Annotated in this window: 22 protein-coding genes and 1 riboswitch; of the genes, 7 read left to right on the plus strand and 15 right to left on the minus strand. The window is 42.3% G+C overall.

What is annotated here, in order from left to right; all coding sequences use genetic code 11:
• Window positions 1–3 precede the first annotated feature (3 nt).
• Window positions 4–399 (plus strand): SA1362 family protein, encoded by a 396-nt coding sequence (locus QF06_RS10440; protein WP_003226367.1) that lies wholly within the window; start codon window positions 4–6, stop codon window positions 397–399.
• On the opposite strand, the gene QF06_RS10445 is transcribed toward QF06_RS10440, so the two are convergent.
• The 3 genes from QF06_RS10445 to lipM form a co-directional block, all read right to left on the minus strand.
• Window positions 396–1,271: a patatin-like phospholipase family protein gene (locus QF06_RS10445; RefSeq protein ID WP_041850011.1), complete on the minus strand. Its 876-nt coding sequence runs from the start codon at window positions 1,269–1,271 to the stop codon at window positions 396–398. The genes QF06_RS10440 and QF06_RS10445 overlap by 4 nt on opposite strands.
• Window positions 1,272–1,396: 125 nt before the next feature.
• Complete coding sequence (gene mntR / locus QF06_RS10450) at window positions 1,397–1,825, minus strand: transcriptional regulator MntR (protein WP_003236923.1); 429 nt, start codon at window positions 1,823–1,825, stop codon at window positions 1,397–1,399.
• 99 nt (window positions 1,826–1,924) lie between these two features.
• Window positions 1,925–2,761 carry an octanoyltransferase LipM gene (gene lipM, locus QF06_RS10455; RefSeq protein WP_014664579.1) on the minus strand — a complete coding sequence of 279 codons (837 nt, stop codon included), beginning with the start codon at window positions 2,759–2,761 and terminating at the stop codon, window positions 1,925–1,927.
• Between the two features lie 190 nt (window positions 2,762–2,951).
• Here lipM and QF06_RS10460 point away from each other — a divergent pair, with 190 nt between their 5' ends.
• Window positions 2,952–3,332, plus strand: coding sequence for a rhodanese-like domain-containing protein (locus QF06_RS10460; RefSeq protein ID WP_004398485.1), 381 nt, complete (start codon window positions 2,952–2,954; stop codon window positions 3,330–3,332).
• A 34-nt stretch (window positions 3,333–3,366) separates the two neighbouring features.
• Here the strand turns inward: QF06_RS10460 and gcvPB are convergent, their stop codons facing one another.
• The 3 genes from gcvPB to gcvT are packed head-to-tail and all read right to left on the minus strand — an operon-like array spanning window position 3,367 to window position 7,290.
• Entirely contained in the window at window positions 3,367–4,833 is a 1,467-nt protein-coding gene (gene gcvPB / locus QF06_RS10465) for an aminomethyl-transferring glycine dehydrogenase subunit GcvPB (RefSeq protein ID WP_041850012.1), read from the minus strand.
• Window positions 4,826–6,172, minus strand: a complete 1,347-nt coding sequence (gene gcvPA / locus QF06_RS10470; protein ID WP_043940166.1) for an aminomethyl-transferring glycine dehydrogenase subunit GcvPA — start codon at window positions 6,170–6,172, stop codon at window positions 4,826–4,828. The genes gcvPB and gcvPA overlap by 8 nt, the downstream gene beginning before the upstream one ends.
• 29 nt (window positions 6,173–6,201) lie before the next feature.
• Window positions 6,202–7,290: a glycine cleavage system aminomethyltransferase GcvT gene (gcvT, locus tag QF06_RS10475; protein ID WP_041850013.1), complete on the minus strand. Its 1,089-nt coding sequence runs from the start codon at window positions 7,288–7,290 to the stop codon at window positions 6,202–6,204.
• A 170-nt stretch (window positions 7,291–7,460) separates the two neighbouring features.
• A riboswitch (glycine riboswitch) is annotated at window positions 7,461–7,562 on the minus strand.
• A 168-nt stretch (window positions 7,563–7,730) separates the two neighbouring features.
• Here gcvT and QF06_RS10480 point away from each other — a divergent pair.
• The 4 genes from QF06_RS10480 (at window position 7,731) to sinR (ending at window position 10,944) form a co-directional block, all read left to right on the plus strand.
• The gene (locus tag QF06_RS10480) at window positions 7,731–9,404 is read left to right on the plus strand and encodes a DEAD/DEAH box helicase (protein ID WP_041850014.1); all 1,674 of its coding nucleotides are present in this window, start codon (window positions 7,731–7,733) and stop codon (window positions 9,402–9,404) included.
• A gap of 20 nt (window positions 9,405–9,424) precedes the next feature.
• Window positions 9,425–10,219 carry a YqhG family protein gene (locus QF06_RS10485; protein ID WP_003230200.1) on the plus strand — a complete coding sequence of 265 codons (795 nt, stop codon included), beginning with the start codon at window positions 9,425–9,427 and terminating at the stop codon, window positions 10,217–10,219.
• A 182-nt stretch (window positions 10,220–10,401) separates the two neighbouring features.
• Window positions 10,402–10,575 (plus strand): anti-repressor SinI, encoded by a 174-nt coding sequence (gene sinI / locus QF06_RS10490; protein ID WP_003230187.1) that lies wholly within the window; start codon window positions 10,402–10,404, stop codon window positions 10,573–10,575.
• 33 nt (window positions 10,576–10,608) lie between these two features.
• On the plus strand, window positions 10,609–10,944 hold the full coding sequence (gene sinR / locus QF06_RS10495) for a transcriptional regulator SinR (protein ID WP_003226345.1): 336 nt from the start codon (window positions 10,609–10,611) through the stop codon (window positions 10,942–10,944).
• Window positions 10,945–11,036: 92 nt separating this feature from the next.
• Here sinR and tasA read toward each other — a convergent pair whose 3' ends face one another.
• The 3 genes from tasA to tapA form a co-directional block, all read right to left on the minus strand.
• Complete coding sequence (gene tasA / locus QF06_RS10500) at window positions 11,037–11,822, minus strand: biofilm matrix protein TasA (RefSeq protein ID WP_015251717.1); 786 nt, start codon at window positions 11,820–11,822, stop codon at window positions 11,037–11,039.
• A 63-nt stretch (window positions 11,823–11,885) separates the two neighbouring features.
• The gene (gene sipW / locus QF06_RS10505) at window positions 11,886–12,458 is read right to left on the minus strand and encodes a signal peptidase I SipW (RefSeq protein ID WP_003246088.1); all 573 of its coding nucleotides are present in this window, start codon (window positions 12,456–12,458) and stop codon (window positions 11,886–11,888) included.
• Window positions 12,442–13,203 (minus strand): amyloid fiber anchoring/assembly protein TapA, encoded by a 762-nt coding sequence (gene tapA / locus QF06_RS10510; RefSeq protein WP_015251716.1) that lies wholly within the window; start codon window positions 13,201–13,203, stop codon window positions 12,442–12,444. Before tapA ends, sipW begins: the two co-directional genes overlap by 17 nt.
• 271 nt (window positions 13,204–13,474) lie before the next feature.
• On the opposite strand from tapA, the gene QF06_RS10515 reads away from it, so the two are divergent.
• Window positions 13,475–13,801: a YqzG/YhdC family protein gene (locus QF06_RS10515; RefSeq protein ID WP_003246051.1), complete on the plus strand. Its 327-nt coding sequence runs from the start codon at window positions 13,475–13,477 to the stop codon at window positions 13,799–13,801.
• 41 nt (window positions 13,802–13,842) lie between these two features.
• Here QF06_RS10515 and QF06_RS10520 read toward each other — a convergent pair whose 3' ends face one another.
• The 6 genes from QF06_RS10520 to comGC form a co-directional block, all read right to left on the minus strand.
• On the minus strand, window positions 13,843–14,022 hold the full coding sequence (locus tag QF06_RS10520; RefSeq protein ID WP_003230176.1) for a YqzE family protein: 180 nt from the start codon (window positions 14,020–14,022) through the stop codon (window positions 13,843–13,845).
• A gap of 70 nt (window positions 14,023–14,092) precedes the next feature.
• Window positions 14,093–14,467, minus strand: coding sequence for a competence type IV pilus minor pilin ComGG (gene comGG, locus QF06_RS10525; protein ID WP_015251714.1), 375 nt, complete (start codon window positions 14,465–14,467; stop codon window positions 14,093–14,095).
• Window positions 14,468–14,851 (minus strand): competence type IV pilus minor pilin ComGF, encoded by a 384-nt coding sequence (gene comGF, locus QF06_RS10530; protein WP_041850015.1) that lies wholly within the window; start codon window positions 14,849–14,851, stop codon window positions 14,468–14,470.
• 25 nt (window positions 14,852–14,876) lie between these two features.
• The gene (gene comGE / locus QF06_RS10535; RefSeq protein ID WP_003230165.1) at window positions 14,877–15,224 is read right to left on the minus strand and encodes a ComG operon protein 5; all 348 of its coding nucleotides are present in this window, start codon (window positions 15,222–15,224) and stop codon (window positions 14,877–14,879) included.
• Entirely contained in the window at window positions 15,208–15,639 is a 432-nt protein-coding gene (comGD, locus tag QF06_RS10540; protein WP_004398628.1) for a comG operon protein ComGD, read from the minus strand. The genes comGE and comGD overlap by 17 nt, the downstream gene beginning before the upstream one ends.
• Window positions 15,629–15,925, minus strand: a complete 297-nt coding sequence (gene comGC, locus QF06_RS10545; protein WP_003230162.1) for a comG operon protein ComGC — start codon at window positions 15,923–15,925, stop codon at window positions 15,629–15,631. The genes comGD and comGC overlap by 11 nt, the downstream gene beginning before the upstream one ends.
• Window position 15,926 lies beyond the last annotated feature (1 nt).

Here is a 15,926-nt window from a genome sequence, read left to right on the forward strand (position 1 = left end):
GTTATGAATCATCGTGTACAACCTATTATTGCTGTATTAATTGCGCTGGGAGCGTTCGGTTTCCTCTATGTGCTGGTAACCAATCCCGGAGAAATGGCAAAAATGGCGGTAACCGTCATCGTGGCAGGTATCATTATTTATTTTATTGTGAAATATGTAATGAATCGAAATGCGGGCAGCGAAGGAGCAGCCTTCAAAAAAGCGGCGAAACAATCGCGGCGCCGGATGAAAGAACAAAAAGCAAAACACCGCGCCGGACATAAGGGACGTGTCAGCCACCTGCGAAGCGTTCCGAGCGCCAGCAAGCCTAAGCCGATGATTCTCAAGAAAAAAAGCCAGACTCAGCTGACTGTTATAGAAGGGAAAAAAAATAAAAAGAAAAACAGGGCGCTTTTTTAATAGGTCCACTGCTTTAAAAACAGCTCTGTCCGTCTTTTACCTAGCTCAATCAGGGCTAGTTTTTTTTGTTGTGTTAAATGAAAATCAGTTGCCATTACGCCATCAACCGGGAGAAAAATGATATTTTGTTCATAGCGTGATGCAATGTGCCTTGCGTCATGGGCATCCTTCATCGTTTCAAACAGGGCGCCGAACAGTTCAAAAGCGTTGCGGATATTTTTTTTCGGACGCTCTCTTTCACGCGGCGCAAGCGTCACACCGATCACAGGGCGCTTTCTTTCCTTTGAAAACAGCCAGATGGGGAAATTGCTTAACACACCTCCGTCGACAACCGTGGCGGTGCCTGTGTCCGTTTTTAATTTTATCGGTTCAAAAAAATACGGAATGCTGCAGCTCATTCTGACCGCTCTGGCAACCGGGAACATATCGGGATTTAACCCGTAACGGGCCAAATCGTCCGGCAAAACAATCATGGTGCCGTTTGTCAGATCAGAAGCAATAAGGCGCAGAGACCCTTTCTGCAAATCGCCGAAAACCCTTATGCCTTTCGCTCTTAACAGATCAGCAATCCATTCTTCTATCGTATCGCCTTTGTATAAGCCAAGACGCCAGTAGATGGACACCCACTGGAGCATTTTTAAGGGGAGAAAAGAGTACCTTTGATCCAGCAATTTCTCTCCGTCCACTTCTTCAATTAAAGCGTGGATTTCCTTACTGGTGTAACCTGACGCAATGAAAGCGGCAATAATGGCGCCCGCGCTTGTACCCGCAACCCTTTTAAAGCGGAAGCCTTTTTCCTCAAGCGCTTCATAAGCGCCTGCAAGCGCAATGCCTTTTACTCCTCCGCCGGAAAACACACCGTCAATATACATCTCATTCCCTCCCCCTCCATCCGATCGTTTATTACCATTTTAAGAAAACACGCGCAGAAATAGACCAACTAATGACGGGTGGCGTCAGCGTATCAAAAAAGACGGCCTCCTTCGAGACCGCCTTTTTACTGATTATGATGTTCTGTTTTCTTTTGGATTGATTTCAGATCTTTTTTACGGGCATCATCTTCTTCAAAATATTGAACAAGATCCCCGATGCGATCAATACTGTTCCAGCTTAAATGATGTTCGATTCCTTCGACATCGTTATATATTTTCTCTTCATCAACACCAATGATTCTTAAAAACTGCTCAAGCAATTCATGTCTGTATACCAGCCGTTTGCCTATTTTTTTCCCTTTAGACGTTAACACGAGACCGCGATATTTTTCATAAATTAAATATTCGTCTTTATCTAGTTTTTGAACCATTTTTGTTACAGAGGAGGGATGGACTGCCAATGCTTCCGCGATATCGGAAACTCGTGCATATCCTTTTTCTTCAATCAGCATATAAATCTGTTCAATATAATCTTCCATACTTGGTGTTGTCATCGAAACCCTCCCAAAAAGCACCTTAACTTTATAAACCATTACAAGTTTACACTAATGAACTTGAAAAAACAAGGATGCTCCGCGGGTCAAAAGCCCTGTTTACCGCTTATAATTCCATTCATCTGAAGCGTACTTTGTTTCAGCCAAGTGATGAACAAAATCAAGCTCTTCCTGAGAAAGTTCATATGGCTCCAAATGAATGTTAAGACCTGTTTCAAATCCTTCTTTAAAGGCTTTACGAGCCTCATCCATCGTCACCCGCTTTTCGGTGAGTTCATTAATGGCAACCGCTTTATTTTTGAAATTGCGCTGCATCCGCTCTCTTACTCTTTCACTTGGATATAAGAACAGATCGAACAGCTTGTCCTCATCTAAATCAAGAAGAATGGAGCCATGCTGAAGAATCACGCCTTTTTGTCTCGTTTGCGCGCTTCCCGCCACCTTGCGCCCCTCAACCACTAGCTCATACCACGAAGGCGCGTCAAAACAAACAGATGACCGCGGATTTTTTAAGCTTTCTTTTTCTTTTTCAGTTCTCGGGATGGCAAAGTAAGCGTCCAGACCGAGATTTCTAAAGCCTTGAAGTATGCCTTCTGAAATAACCCGGTAAGCCTCAGTAACAGTCGCCGGCATCTCGGGGTGCTCTTCCGAAACAATTACGCTGTATGTCAGTTCCTGATCGTGCAGCACACCTCTCCCGCCGGTCGGGCGTCTGACGAATCCGAGATTATATTTATGTACTGCTTCAAAATTGATTTCCTTTTTAATATTTTGAAAATACCCTACAGAAAGTGTCGCCGGATTCCAGCCGTAAAAACGGATAACCGGGGGGATTTTCTTTTCGCTGTGCCAATATAAAAGCGCTTCATCAAGCGCCATATTGAATGCAGGACTTGCATTGCCTGAGTCTATAAACCGCCAAGTTTCTTTTTGCATTTTAAGACCTTCCTTACCGTTTTAATAGAATCAGTTTATCAAACTGTCGGGAAAATGAAAAATATTTTAGTTCCATTATAGATGACAATCACGCTGTGCTTTACTATAATAGTATTTGTCGAAAACGGCTCTATGACCTTGTTTTATGAAGCAGGGTTTTGATTTTATATGCTAAAGGAGTAGAATCACATTGTCTAATATGATCGTTTTGATTATTTTTGCTGCATTTATCATCTATATGATTGCTTCATATGTCTATCAGCAGCGAATTATGAAAACACTTACCGAAGAAGAATTCCGCGCGGGTTACCGCAAAGCGCAGCTTATTGATGTTCGTGAGCCAAATGAGTTTGAGGGCGGACATATTTTAGGCGCCCGCAACATCCCGCTTTCCCAGCTGAAACAGAGAAAAAATGAGATCCGTACGGACAAGCCTGTTTACCTGTACTGCCAAAACAGTGTCCGCAGCGGACGCGCGGCACAAACCCTGCGCAAAAACGGCTGCACTGAGATTTACAACCTAAAAGGCGGCTTTAAAAAATGGGGCGGAAAGATTAAAGCGAAGAAATAAAGCAAACAGCTGTCTGGTAGACAGCTGTTTTTATTTATCTTTCTTCCGCCTCGTATCTGAGCACCGGGTGTCTCGCCGCTTTTGTTTCATCCATTCTTTTTACAATCGTTGTATGCGGGGCCTCCTGAACAAGTTCCGGATTCTCCTCCGCTTCTTTTGCGATTTGAATCATAGCATCAATAAACGCGTCCAGTGTTTCCTTTGATTCGGTCTCTGTCGGCTCGATCATGATGCATTCTTCAACATTAAGCGGGAAATAAATCGTCGGCGGATGATAGCCGAAATCAAGCAGCCGTTTTGCAATATCAAGCGTACGCACTCCCAGCTTTTTCTGCCGCTTCCCTGATAATACAAATTCATGCTTGCAATGGCGGTCAAACGGAAGATCGTAATAAGGCGCGAGTTTTCTCATCATATAGTTGGCGTTTAACACTGCGTTCTCAGTAACAGCCTTTAATCCGTCAGGCCCCATGGAGCGAATATACGTATACGCTCTCACATTAATGCCAAAGTTGCCGTAATACGGCTTCACACGGCCGATCGCATGAGGGCGGTCATAATCAAACGTAAAGCGCCCTTCTTTTTTGACTAAAACTGGCTTTGGCAAATAAGGAATCAGATCTTGTTTTACGCCGACAGGGCCTGAGCCCGGGCCTCCGCCGCCATGAGGGCCTGTGAATGTTTTATGCAGGTTGAGGTGCACCACGTCAAATCCCATATCACCAGGTCTCGCCTTGCTTAAAACGGCATTTAAATTAGCTCCGTCATAATACAGTTTCCCCCCCGCTTGGTGTACAATTTCCGCCATCTCTGTAATCTGCTCCTCAAACAAGCCGAGCGTGTTCGGATTCGTCAGCATAAGAGCTGCAGTTTCTTCATTCACTGCTCTTTTTAAATCCTCTAAATCAACAAGCCCTTTTTCATTCGATTTCACCGTAACTGTTTCAAAGCCTGCTACTGTCGCTGATGCAGGATTCGTCCCATGCGCGGAATCAGGGACAATGACCTTCGTCCGTTTGAAATCCCCGCGAGCTTCATGATAGGCACGGATCATCATCAGCCCCGTCCATTCGCCGTGCGCTCCGGCAGCAGGCTGAAGCGTAACCTCATCCATTCCCGTTATTTCTTCAAGGTGCTTGCTTAAATCATATAAAAGCTCTAATGCGCCTTGCACCGTGTCTTCATCCTGAAGGGGATGAATCGCAGCAAAACCAGGTATACGCGCGATTTTTTCATTGATTTTCGGATTGTATTTCATCGTGCAAGAACCGAGAGGATAAAAACCGGAATCCACCCCGTGATTGCGTTTGGACAGCGCTGTATAATGGCGCATGATGTCCAGCTCTGAAACCTCCGGCAGCGCTGCGTCTTCGTCACGAATATAGGTGTCTGACAAGAGGTCCTCCAATCCGATTTCCGGTACATCGAGCTCCGGCAGACTATAGCCGATTCGGCCTTCTCTTGAAAGTTCAAAAATAAGTGCCTGGTCCTGATTACTCATGGCGATCCCCCAATTCCTGAATGAGTGCGTCAATTTCTTCTATTGTTCTCAGCTCCGTTACAGCAATCAGCATATGGCAGTCCAGCTCCGGATACGTCAACCCAAGATCATATCCGCCAATCATGCCTTTTGCAAGCAAACGCCTGTTCACAGCTCTCACCGGCTCATCCAGTTTGATGACAAATTCATTAAACATCGGCCCGTCAAACATAACGGTAAGGCCTGCTTTTTTTGCTTCTTGCTTTGCATAGTTGGCTTTTAAGAGATTTTGGCGGGCTATTTCTTTTACGCCGTTTTTTCCGAGAGCAGTCATGGCCACTGATGCTGCCAGCGCATTTAAAGCTTGGTTGGAGCATATATTTGATGTTGCTTTATCCCGGCGGATATGCTGCTCCCTGGCTTGCAGGGTAAGTACAAAGCCTCTTTTTCCGTTTTCGTCTTCCGTTTGTCCGACGAGACGGCCCGGCACCTTTCTCATTAATTTTTTAGTAACGGCAAAAAAGCCGCAATGCGGGCCGCCGTATGCTGAAGGAATGCCGAAAGGCTGCGCATCACCGACGACGATATCAGACTGAAACTTGCCCGGCGGAGTGAGAAGACCTAGCGCCAGCGGGTTGGCTGAAACAATAAACATGGATTTCCCTTGATGAGCGATAGGTTCAATATCCTTTAGCGGCTCGATCCGGCCGAAAAAATTCGGGTACTGAACGATCACTGCGGCTGTGTTCTCGCAAACGGTTTGGCGCAATGCATCAAGATCCGTAACGCCATCCGCAGCGGGTACTTCAACAACATCAATATACTGACCTTTTGCGTACGTTTTCAGCACCTCTCGCGATTCAGGATGCACGGTTTTTGACACAACAATTTTTTTCTTTTTCGTGTGGCCTGAAGCAAGCATTGCTGCTTCTGCCAAGGCTGTTCCGCCGTCATACATCGAGGAGTTGGCGATATCCATGCCTGTCAGTTCACAGATCATCGTTTGGAATTCAAAAATAGCCTGGAGCTCTCCTTGTGAAATCTCTGGCTGATAAGGCGTATATGCGGTATAAAACTCAGAGCGCGAAATGACATGATCCACAATGACAGGCTGATAGTGGTCATATACACCCGCTCCTAAGAAAGAAGCGTATTGTACGGTATCACGATTTTTAGAGGCCAGCTTTGTCAGTTCTCTTGTTAATTCTGTCTCTGATTTCGCTTTTTTGATTTGATACTCTTTTTTATATTTGACGTTTTCCGGTATATCAGCAAATAAATCATCGATGCTGCTTACGCCGATAGTAGCAAGCATCTCCTGTTTATCCTTTTCTGTTGCGGGCAAATAACGGTGCTTCATGTGTTGTCTCCTCTCTCCAAGAAAAAATATTAGCGTTTATAAAATGGTGTTTTGACAACCTTTGCTTTCACTAATTTTTTGCGTATCTCTACATCTACAACAGTCCCGATCTCACTCGTTTCCGAATCAATTAAGGCAAGGCCGACGTTTTTTCCTAATGTCGGTGACTGCGTGCCGGTTGTCACCTTTCCGACAGACCTGCCATTTTGGAAAACCTCATATCCGTGCCGCGGTATCCCTTTTTCAATCATTTCGAGACCGACAAGTTTGCGCTTCGCTCCGTTTTCTTTTTGTTCACTCAATACTGACTTACCAAAAAAGTCAGACTCCTTTTTGTGCTTTACAGCAAAGCCTATACCTGCTTCAATCGGTGTAATATCCCGGGTCAGCTCCTGACCGTAGAGCGGGAGCTTCGCTTCAAACCGGAGTGTATCACGTGCACCGAGACCGCATGGAATCAATCCGTATGCATCCCCTGCATCGATGATTCCTTTCCAAATATGCATAGCATCATCACTGCGGCAGTAAATTTCATACCCGTCTTCTCCCGTATAGCCAGTGCGTGAAATAAGTGCTTTGCGGCCGCTGATATCGGCTTCATCAATAAACGCAAACGGCTTTAATGCAGACACATCCGCATCTGTCAGATTTTTCAAGACCGCTTCTGCTTTCGGTCCCTGTACAGCCAAGAGCGCGATTTGGTCTGACTGATTGTCAATCTGTACATCGCCTGCTGCATGTTCTTTCATCCAAGCCAAGTCTTTATCTATATTAGAAGCATTAATGACAAGCAGATAGCGGTTCTCTCCTTTTTGATAGATAAGCAAATCATCGACGGTTCCGCCATCCGGGTAACACATCGCTGTATATTGAGCACGGCCTGGCGTTAATGCGGAAACATCATTTGTCATCAATCTTTGCAAAAAAGACAGACTGTCGTTCCCTGACACTTCGACTTCTCCCATATGAGATACATCAAACAAACCGGCTGCAGTTCGGACAGCCTCGTGTTCTTTTTTTATAGAAGAAAATTGAACAGGAAGCTCCCAGCCTCCAAAATCAATCGTTTTTCCTCCATATTCCTTATACAGGTCAAATAACGGCGTTCTGTTCAGCATCTAATTCCTCCCCTTTATCAACGGCGCAGCTAAAAACATACAAAAAAGGACAGAGAAACACCTCATGTAAAATGAAGGTTCTCTGTCCTGGCACCTGAAAGTTTACTTTGCATACGCAAAGACGTCCCCTTTGGTGGTTTGCGCATCCGCACAAACACTCTCCAGAGTTGCGTCGAGCAAGAGTTCTTTTGCCTGAGAGATTCACTCCGCAGTTTGCTCCTTCGGCGCCTGTATCCCGAGGTTTTCGGTCAGGTCTCTCCCCTTGCTGTCATTCGCTCATATTTTCATGCTGTTATGGACATACTATAGCAATATCTTACATCAAATACATACTCATATCCTACCATCATCACTATATGCTGGGCAACAGCAATTTGGGCAGATTTTTCTTATATTGTTCATCTTAAGAATCGAAGAATTAGAAAGGCGGTTTCAAAGCAATGAATACAGAAATGATCTACGATGCAAAATGGCCTGAAGAATTTGCTGAAAGACTGAAAAACGATGGCCCTTGGGCAAACTGGGAACTGTACAAGCTCTCTGCAGAAATCCAGAAAACATTAGCAATTCCAGATTTTGAAGGCTTACGGGCTCCTTTATATCTGCCTTCCTTTACGCCGCTCCCCCACCAGCTTGAAGTGGCGCAAAAAGTGGTTGAAAAAATGAACGGGAAAGCGATTTTAGCAGATGAGGTTGGTCTCGGGAAAACGGTGGAAGCCGGTTTAATTTTAAAAGAATATATGATTCGCGGATTAGCAAAAAAAATTTTGATCCTTGTGCCCGCTTCCCTTGTGTCACAGTGGGTCAAAGAGCTTCAGGAAAAATTTTTGATTCCGGCTGTTGAACAAAAGAAAAGCTATGTGTGGGAGCAATGCGATATTGTCGTCTCATCAATAGACACCGCGAAGCGCTCGCCCCATCGAGAAATCGTTCTGTCTATCCCATATGATCTTGTCATTATTGATGAGGCACACAAACTGAAAAATAGCAAAACGAAGAACTATGAATTTGTCCGGAATCTCGTAAAAAAATATTGCCTGCTTCTTACCGCGACGCCAATCCAGAACCGTATCGAAGAGATTTTCAATTTGGTGTCCTTATTAAAACCCGGCCATTTAGGCAGTCAGAATCACTTTCAGGAGGAGTTCGCTAAGAAGAAATCCAGTTTAGAAGCGCATGAACATTTAAAAGATCTTGTGAATAAAGTCATGATCCGTAACAGGCGGCATGATACAGGGCTGAATTGGAAACAGCGTCATGTTGAAACAGTGCCGATTCAATTTTCTCCATCAGAGCAGGCGCTTTATGATGAAATTTCTCGCTTGAAGGAAAGTATCAATAAACCAGCCAGCATGTTCTCGATTATGACCTTGCAAAGAGAATGCTGTTCGAGCAGAGAAGCGGTGTATATGACTCTGAAAAAGATGCTTGATCAAAAAGAGAAACAAGCACCTGCCATTGATGAGGATACGATTTCAGTTTTGATAGATCGCATCAATCAAGTGACACAAAACTCTAAAGCGCTTCAAGTTGTTGACTTGATCAAAAAGATCGACGATAAGGTCATCATTTTTACAGAATACCGTGCAACCCAGATTTATCTGCAGTGGTTTCTTCAGCAAAACGGCATCAGTTCTGTGCCGTTTAGAGGCGGATTTAAACGTGGAAAAAAAGACTGGATGAAGGATCTTTTCCGCGGAAAAATCCAAGTCCTTATTGCAACTGAAGCAGGCGGTGAGGGAATTAACCTGCAATTTTGCAATCACATGATCAACTATGACCTGCCATGGAACCCGATGCGGCTTGAGCAAAGAATCGGAAGAATTCACAGACTCGGGCAGGAGCGTGACGTGCATATTTATAACATGGCGACAAAACATACGGTGGAAGAGCATATTCTAAAGCTTTTATATGAAAAAATTCATTTGTTTGAAAAAGTGGTCGGTGAACTTGATGATATTTTAACGAAAATTCAAGTGAACAATTTTGAAGAGCACCTTCATGACATTTTGTATCACTCAGCAACAGAAGAAGAAATGAAAATAAAAATGGATAACTTAACCTCATTTTTGTCTTATAAAAAACAGCTGCCTGCTGAAAAAAGAGGATCTTAGCCTGTAAGGAGGTTTTATTAGTGAGACAGCAAGAGGTTCACGATTTTCTGCTGCGTTTTTTTCAAGCAAACAGCTGCCAAATCGTCGATCAAGGCTTAGGCTATATGACAGTGCAGCTTACAGTTGAAATGGACAAACAAATCATGAACCGCCCTTTCTACTGGCATTGGCGCGAGAAGACAGGCGGTGATCCGAATCCAATGAAAATCACTTTTATTACAGATAAAGAAAATGCGCCAAAAGACCTAGATGGTGAATTTATATATTTTGGGGCCCCGCGTCTTTTTCAAATATTTAAAGCTGTTAAACAAAATGGGAGATTTACCAGAATGTATGAGAAAATTGAATCAGCCGGAGCTAAAGTCCCACTTCAGCCTTGGCTTGGTATAAATGTCACGATTTCATACCAGTCCGACATGAAAAAGGATAAGTTATTGTCACTAGGTCTTCACCTAGTCTCTGGAACGATAATTGAAGATTTTCAAAGCAAGCTGACCCAGTTTTCACTGACGTCTCAAATATGTGACTATTGCTTCACCATTTCACCTATGATCAAACCAGAAAGCGGACTTAAGCGTATGGAAAACTATATTTCCAAATCCGCTATGCAGGAGCCGTCCGACTGGGCGGAACAGGCGGTTAACAGGTGGAAGAATGATATGACATTGCTTGATAAGTTTTACGAGCATATAGAAGAAAAACCAGAAGAATACCATCTAGAAAAACAGGCGCTGAAAACCTTGTATCAACCAAAGATATCAGTTGAAATTGAAAATGGCGGATTGTTTTATCTGCAAAATAATATTTCAAGCTAACTTTTTTACCATTCGACATCATTCTCGTTTTTTTTGAGAAAATACGATTATAATAAAGGTATATTGGAAAAAAATTCTGGTGATTTAATGGCAAATGACTTCCAGAGACTAATGAAGCATACAATGAGTCATGGCCGGACTGGCTGAAATACATAAACAAGTATTTTAGGAGGAGAAACTGCATGAAGAATGCAAAACAAGAGCACTTTGAATTGGATCAAGAATGGGTTGAATTAATGGTGGAAGCCAAAGAGGCAAATATCAGCCCGGAAGAAATACGAAAATATTTACTTTTAAACAAAAAGTCTGCTCATCCTGGTCCGGCAGCCAGAAGTCATACCGTAAATCCTTTCTGAATGTGCTATAATATCACAAGGAAGGTGATGACATTGATTGGCCAGCGTATTAAACAATACCGTAAAGAAAAAGGCTACTCACTATCAGAACTAGCTGAAAAAGCTGGGGTAGCGAAGTCTTATTTAAGCTCAATAGAACGAAATCTACAAACGAACCCCTCCATTCAATTTCTCGAAAAAGTCTCCGCTGTTCTGGACGTCTCGGTTCATACTTTGCTCGATGAGAAACATGAAACCGAATACGATGGTCAATTAGATAGTGAATGGGAGAAATTGGTTCGCGATGCGATGACATCCGGGGTATCGAAAAAACAATTTCGTGAATTTTTAGATTATCAAAAATGGAGAAAATCCCAAAAAGAGGAGTAGTGCCTGAGCAGAGGCACTAACTCCTCTTTTGTCAATAACCATCGAGACGGCCCAGTATATGAATACTGGGCCGTCTCTTTTTATTGTTGTTATTAATTTTTATCCTCGCTGTGCGCTTTTTCATTTTCTTTCACATAACCGTCTTTATCAGTATGGTCCTTTTTGATTGTCAAGCCGTTCCACTGTGTAGCTTCGAACGAGAATTGAAGCTTAATGGAGTTGCCTTGATATTTATTTTGAACCATAAGCCCGTTTTCATCTTTTGTTTTATCATCTTTGAATTGGATTTGCATTTGAACCTGATCGAAGTCAGTTGGTGTTTTTGGAACACCATCATATTCAGGAGCAGTTTTACCGTCAATTGTTGCTACATTGACTTTACCGCTTGCATGTAAGAATTTAGGGTCAATTTGTTTTTTGATTTTTTCAGTAGCCGCTGCATCATTTTTAGCAGACATCAAATACAAGTCTTTAAGGTTCGCATCATCTAAAATAATGTTTTTCGGGTAACCATTGCCGCCCTCTTTTCCAACTGTCAACAATGTCACTTCAAACTGGCTGAGGAAATCTTCTGGAGATGTATTGCTGCCGCCGTTTGCTTTAAAATCTCCATAATTAAGCGCCATTAGAACTTCTTTGATCGCAAGTGATCCGTTATTTTCAAATTGGAAATCCTTTGTCAACTTATCTCCCGGCTTTAGATTTGATAAGTTCACACTCGCTGAATTCTCTTTAGCAGATAAATCAAGCGTACCTGATGCAAAAGTAGCATCCTTTGATTTAATGTCGTTAAATGCTGCCCATGTTCCTCCTCCAACTAAAGCTAATCCTAGTGCTGCAGAAGCAACTCCTAAACTCAATTTCTTTTTCATACCCATGGTAAGCTCCCCTTTTATTGAATGATTTTATATCGAAACCTGTTGCCAGGTTTACAACTGAAGTTAAGTAGACATGGTGCTGTCCTTTGTATCTGTTTCCAAGGCTTTTGTCTTTCTTTCAATTTCTCTAATGGCGCTGCTGATCGTCACAAAAGCGTAAACTAACAGCATCACGCCGGGAACAATCAATAATACAGCCGTTCCAATCGGCTGGCTGGCAAAATGAAGCATATAGCCGGCATATGGAAGCTGAAAACCTGTGTATTGCGCGCGAACATTTTCGTCCGATACAGGCGCTGAATCAGCTGCTGCATTATTATCACCTTTTGTTTTAAATAACAAATGGTCTCCTTGCTTTGTTATGTCAACAATTCTGTGGGTGACCGCCGTATTTGCATCCTGCATAAATGTAATAACGTCACCTTTTTGGAGCTCTTTCACATCAGTGATTTCTTTGACCAATATTAAGGAACCTGTATTGAACTCCGGCTCCATCGAACCTGACAGAACTGATTTCAGCGTATACCCAAACACTGCCGGCTCTCCCCCGGATGAACGTGTTGAAATCACGACAAGTGTCAGCACAATAATAAGAGTAAAGATGATCACGTATAAAATATTACTGATCAGCTTCATTGCTTTTTTCATCCTCTTCCCCGCTTTCCTTCTGGTCTGATTGAGTTTCTTTTTCTTTGGTTACAGCTTCTTGAGATGTTTCTTCTTTCATTGTTTTTTCCGGTATATCTTTTTGTGTTGTTTCATTCTCCTTTTTGACGTCCGACTTTGTTTCTTTTTTAGGGACTGTCGGTTTTTCATCGCATTTTGCAAGCCTCATAGGCTCCGACCACTCAAATGTACTGCCGTTTGCCGGGTAGCCTGCCGGTTTATATACTTTAAATGCATAAATGCCGGGTTTCATTTTTTTCTTCGTCTCAATTTTATAAAGTGAATCGCCAATTTGATTGGAGACAAATCCTTTTTCGATCACGTTCCCATCCTTTAACGGTTTGCGGGCATTTTCAAGCTTATGAAGCTCCCACTTCCACTTTGATTTCTTAAGTTTCTCACCTGTATTTTCGAGCACAGCAAATAAGGCGAAAGGTGAGCATACAGTGCCTTTCGTATCCGTTTGATCTGATATGTGCAAATCACTTTGATCCCAGCGTTTATCATAATGGCAGTTTTTATCTGTATGCTGAAAGTCTTTACACGTTTGAAGTGAGACATCAAATGTTTCAATATCATGAAAAGCAGCGCTTGTATCATCGGAAAATTGTAAGCATAGTGCGGCAGTCAGACTGAAAATGACTGAAAGCTGAAAGATAAGCAGAACTTTCAGTTTCGTCTTCGCCTTTTGCTGATTGTGAAACAATCGAAACATATCTTACCTCCTGTAAAACACTGTAACTTGATATGACAATCGTTCTCTTTAAAGAACTCCACAAATAGAGTATAATCAACGATTTATAGATTTAAAAACACCGAAATCGCTCATTTCGTTCGTTTAAAAGAATGTTTTCATCATATTACAAAGTCTTGCTCAGTATTGCTCATTTTTTCAATTTTTTTGAAATTTTTGGGATTGTTATGTGAGAATTTAAATGCATATTCCATTATTATTTGGTAATAATAAACAAAGAAAGGGTGACAGCATGATGATCAAACAATGTGTGATTTGTCTATCTCTTCTCGTCTTTGGCACCACAGCCGCTCACGCAGAAGAAACACCGCTTGTAACCGCCCGCCACATGTCCAAATGGGAAGAGATTGCTGTAAAAGAAGCAAAAAAAAGGTACCCGCTTGCACAGGTACTGTTCAAACAAAAAGTATGGGACCGTAAAAGAAAAGATGAAGCAGTGAAGCAATACCATTTAACTCTGAGGGAAGGGTCAAAAGAATTCGGCGTTTTTGTGACGATTTCATTTGATCCTTATAGCCAAAAGGTCAATAAAATTGCCATATTAGAAGAATATCAATAAGGTCCTCCATTTTTTGAAGGACCTTATTCGTTTATTTGCGGTTATTTTTTCCGTTTCAGCCAAAGTCGGAAGCCATAGGGTAAAATACCGAACCACTGCTGGGAAACAGGCGTTTTTGTTTCTTTCCGCACCTCTTTTCGTTCTTTTCGCTCATCTCTCGGAGTATCTATATATTTGACAAATTGCTGCGTCATATATTTAACATAATCATTCGTTTTCACGTGATCACCTCATCATTCAATTATTATGAGTGTTGTCTCACATGACTTTTTTTATACCCTTTACACTGTTTTATTCTGTCCATCTCAGCAGCTTTTTCTGTTTTTGGTCAAACACGATCTGTGCAGTTCTTTCTGTTCCCGACTCCGTTGACACTCTTAAGTTGATTTCTTTTTGTTCTTTTATCGATGTATCATGAATGTAATAAGAAACCCGTCCATATGGAAATTGCTCCGTACCCTCCTGGCCTTTCCGTTCCTCTAGAACATGCCGAATCGAAAGAAGCACCCCATTTTGAAGCAAATTCTCTCCGATGTATAACTCTTTTGTTTCCTTCTCAAACATGCAGCGTGAAATATATTGAGCAGCAGTAAAGTTCACGATTAACAGCACAAGCGCTGACACAAAAAGAACAGCTGGATAAATAAACCCTCTCGTACGGTACATTCACCCTCCTCCTAAATACGAATAGACCGGAAAAGCTGTTTGATACACTTTTTGGTCCTCACTCTCAATTTTCAGCAAAACAACACCATTTTTAATATCAGCTTTCATGGCAGCAATATGATCTAAAATCGGAACATGCCCTTTGCCATCCACTCTTTTTCTTATCATTGAATGATAAATGTCAAAACGGATGTCTTGTCCGGAAAGATTGGTGCAGATTAACACGCTCCCATGCTCGGCTGTCTTAACTGCCTGTGACTCCTTGCATTCATTCATCATCTGTTCTATAGAAATCATCCATTCTTGCTGTGTGAAACCGTCATGTTCCTGCTGTCGAGACAAAAACAGATGGATAATCGCAGCTAACGATCCTGATATGAGCAAAAAGACTGAGAGCGAAAATAATACGTTAAGAAGCGTGTAGCCATTCTGTCTGCAAAATGCTGAGGCAAAATGATTTTTCTTTATAAGCTGCGGCTTTGATACATACGTTTTGATATTCGCCCTCCTCCTCCCACTTCATTGCATAGATATGATTGTTCTTTGTAATCGTTTTTGACGCGGCTCCTTCACCACTCATGACATATTTGCTAATGCTCTCATTCATCATCTGATAGCCAATTTCTCGTGATTCCGCCATTTTTTCATCAGCCATCAGCTTGTCCCACAAGGGGACGACTGTCAGCAGCACAAACAGCCACAGGCTTAGCGCAGACATTGTTTCTATTGTAGAAAAACCTTTATTTTCTCTCCACATTGACTCTCCCGCTCCCTAGATAAACTGTTATGTCATAAACGGCATGGCCTTTTACTCGTATTTTTCCGCCTGCATTCGGGTGCCCTTTCTCATTAAATTCCAAACGGTCTTTTAATGTCAGCAGTTCTATAGAAAGTCCCGTTGCATACGGACGTTCAATAACCGTATCACCAATGACTAATTGATATTCTTTTTTATGAAAGAGAATTTTTGTTCTTTGTTGACGGGAAATAGCAGTCTGCTGTGTGAGCATAATATCATTTTTCAGCTGACTTGCTGCCTGTCGGACAGCTGTATTGTCATAAGCAGGAGGAAGTGTAGTGAAGACGGCCACCAGGAGGATAGAGGCAAGGCTTAACACAAGCAAACTTTCTAAAAGGGTAAACCCCTTCTCCTCGTTTAATTTAATGTTCAACCTTAACTTCTCCGCCGGTGATGATAATGCGCTTACCATTTGGACAGACAGCATCCTTTTTCACATAGCCCTCTGACTGTAAATCGGCAAGGCTCGGAGTTTGTCCTTCATGATCAAGCTCAAATGCAGTCATTTGTGCCTTAACCATGTTTTGTAAGCCTTCACAGCCCTTTTTTTGAATGGTTTGATTATGTTTCGTGACGTTCGGTATCGTAATTAAAAGCAAAATCGAAATAATAAAGAGCACGATTAACATTTCAACAAGTGTAAATCCTTTCTCATTCATC

It is taken from the genome of Bacillus sp. YP1, from assembly GCF_000877815.1.
GTDB lineage: Bacteria > Bacillota > Bacilli > Bacillales > Bacillaceae > Bacillus > Bacillus subtilis.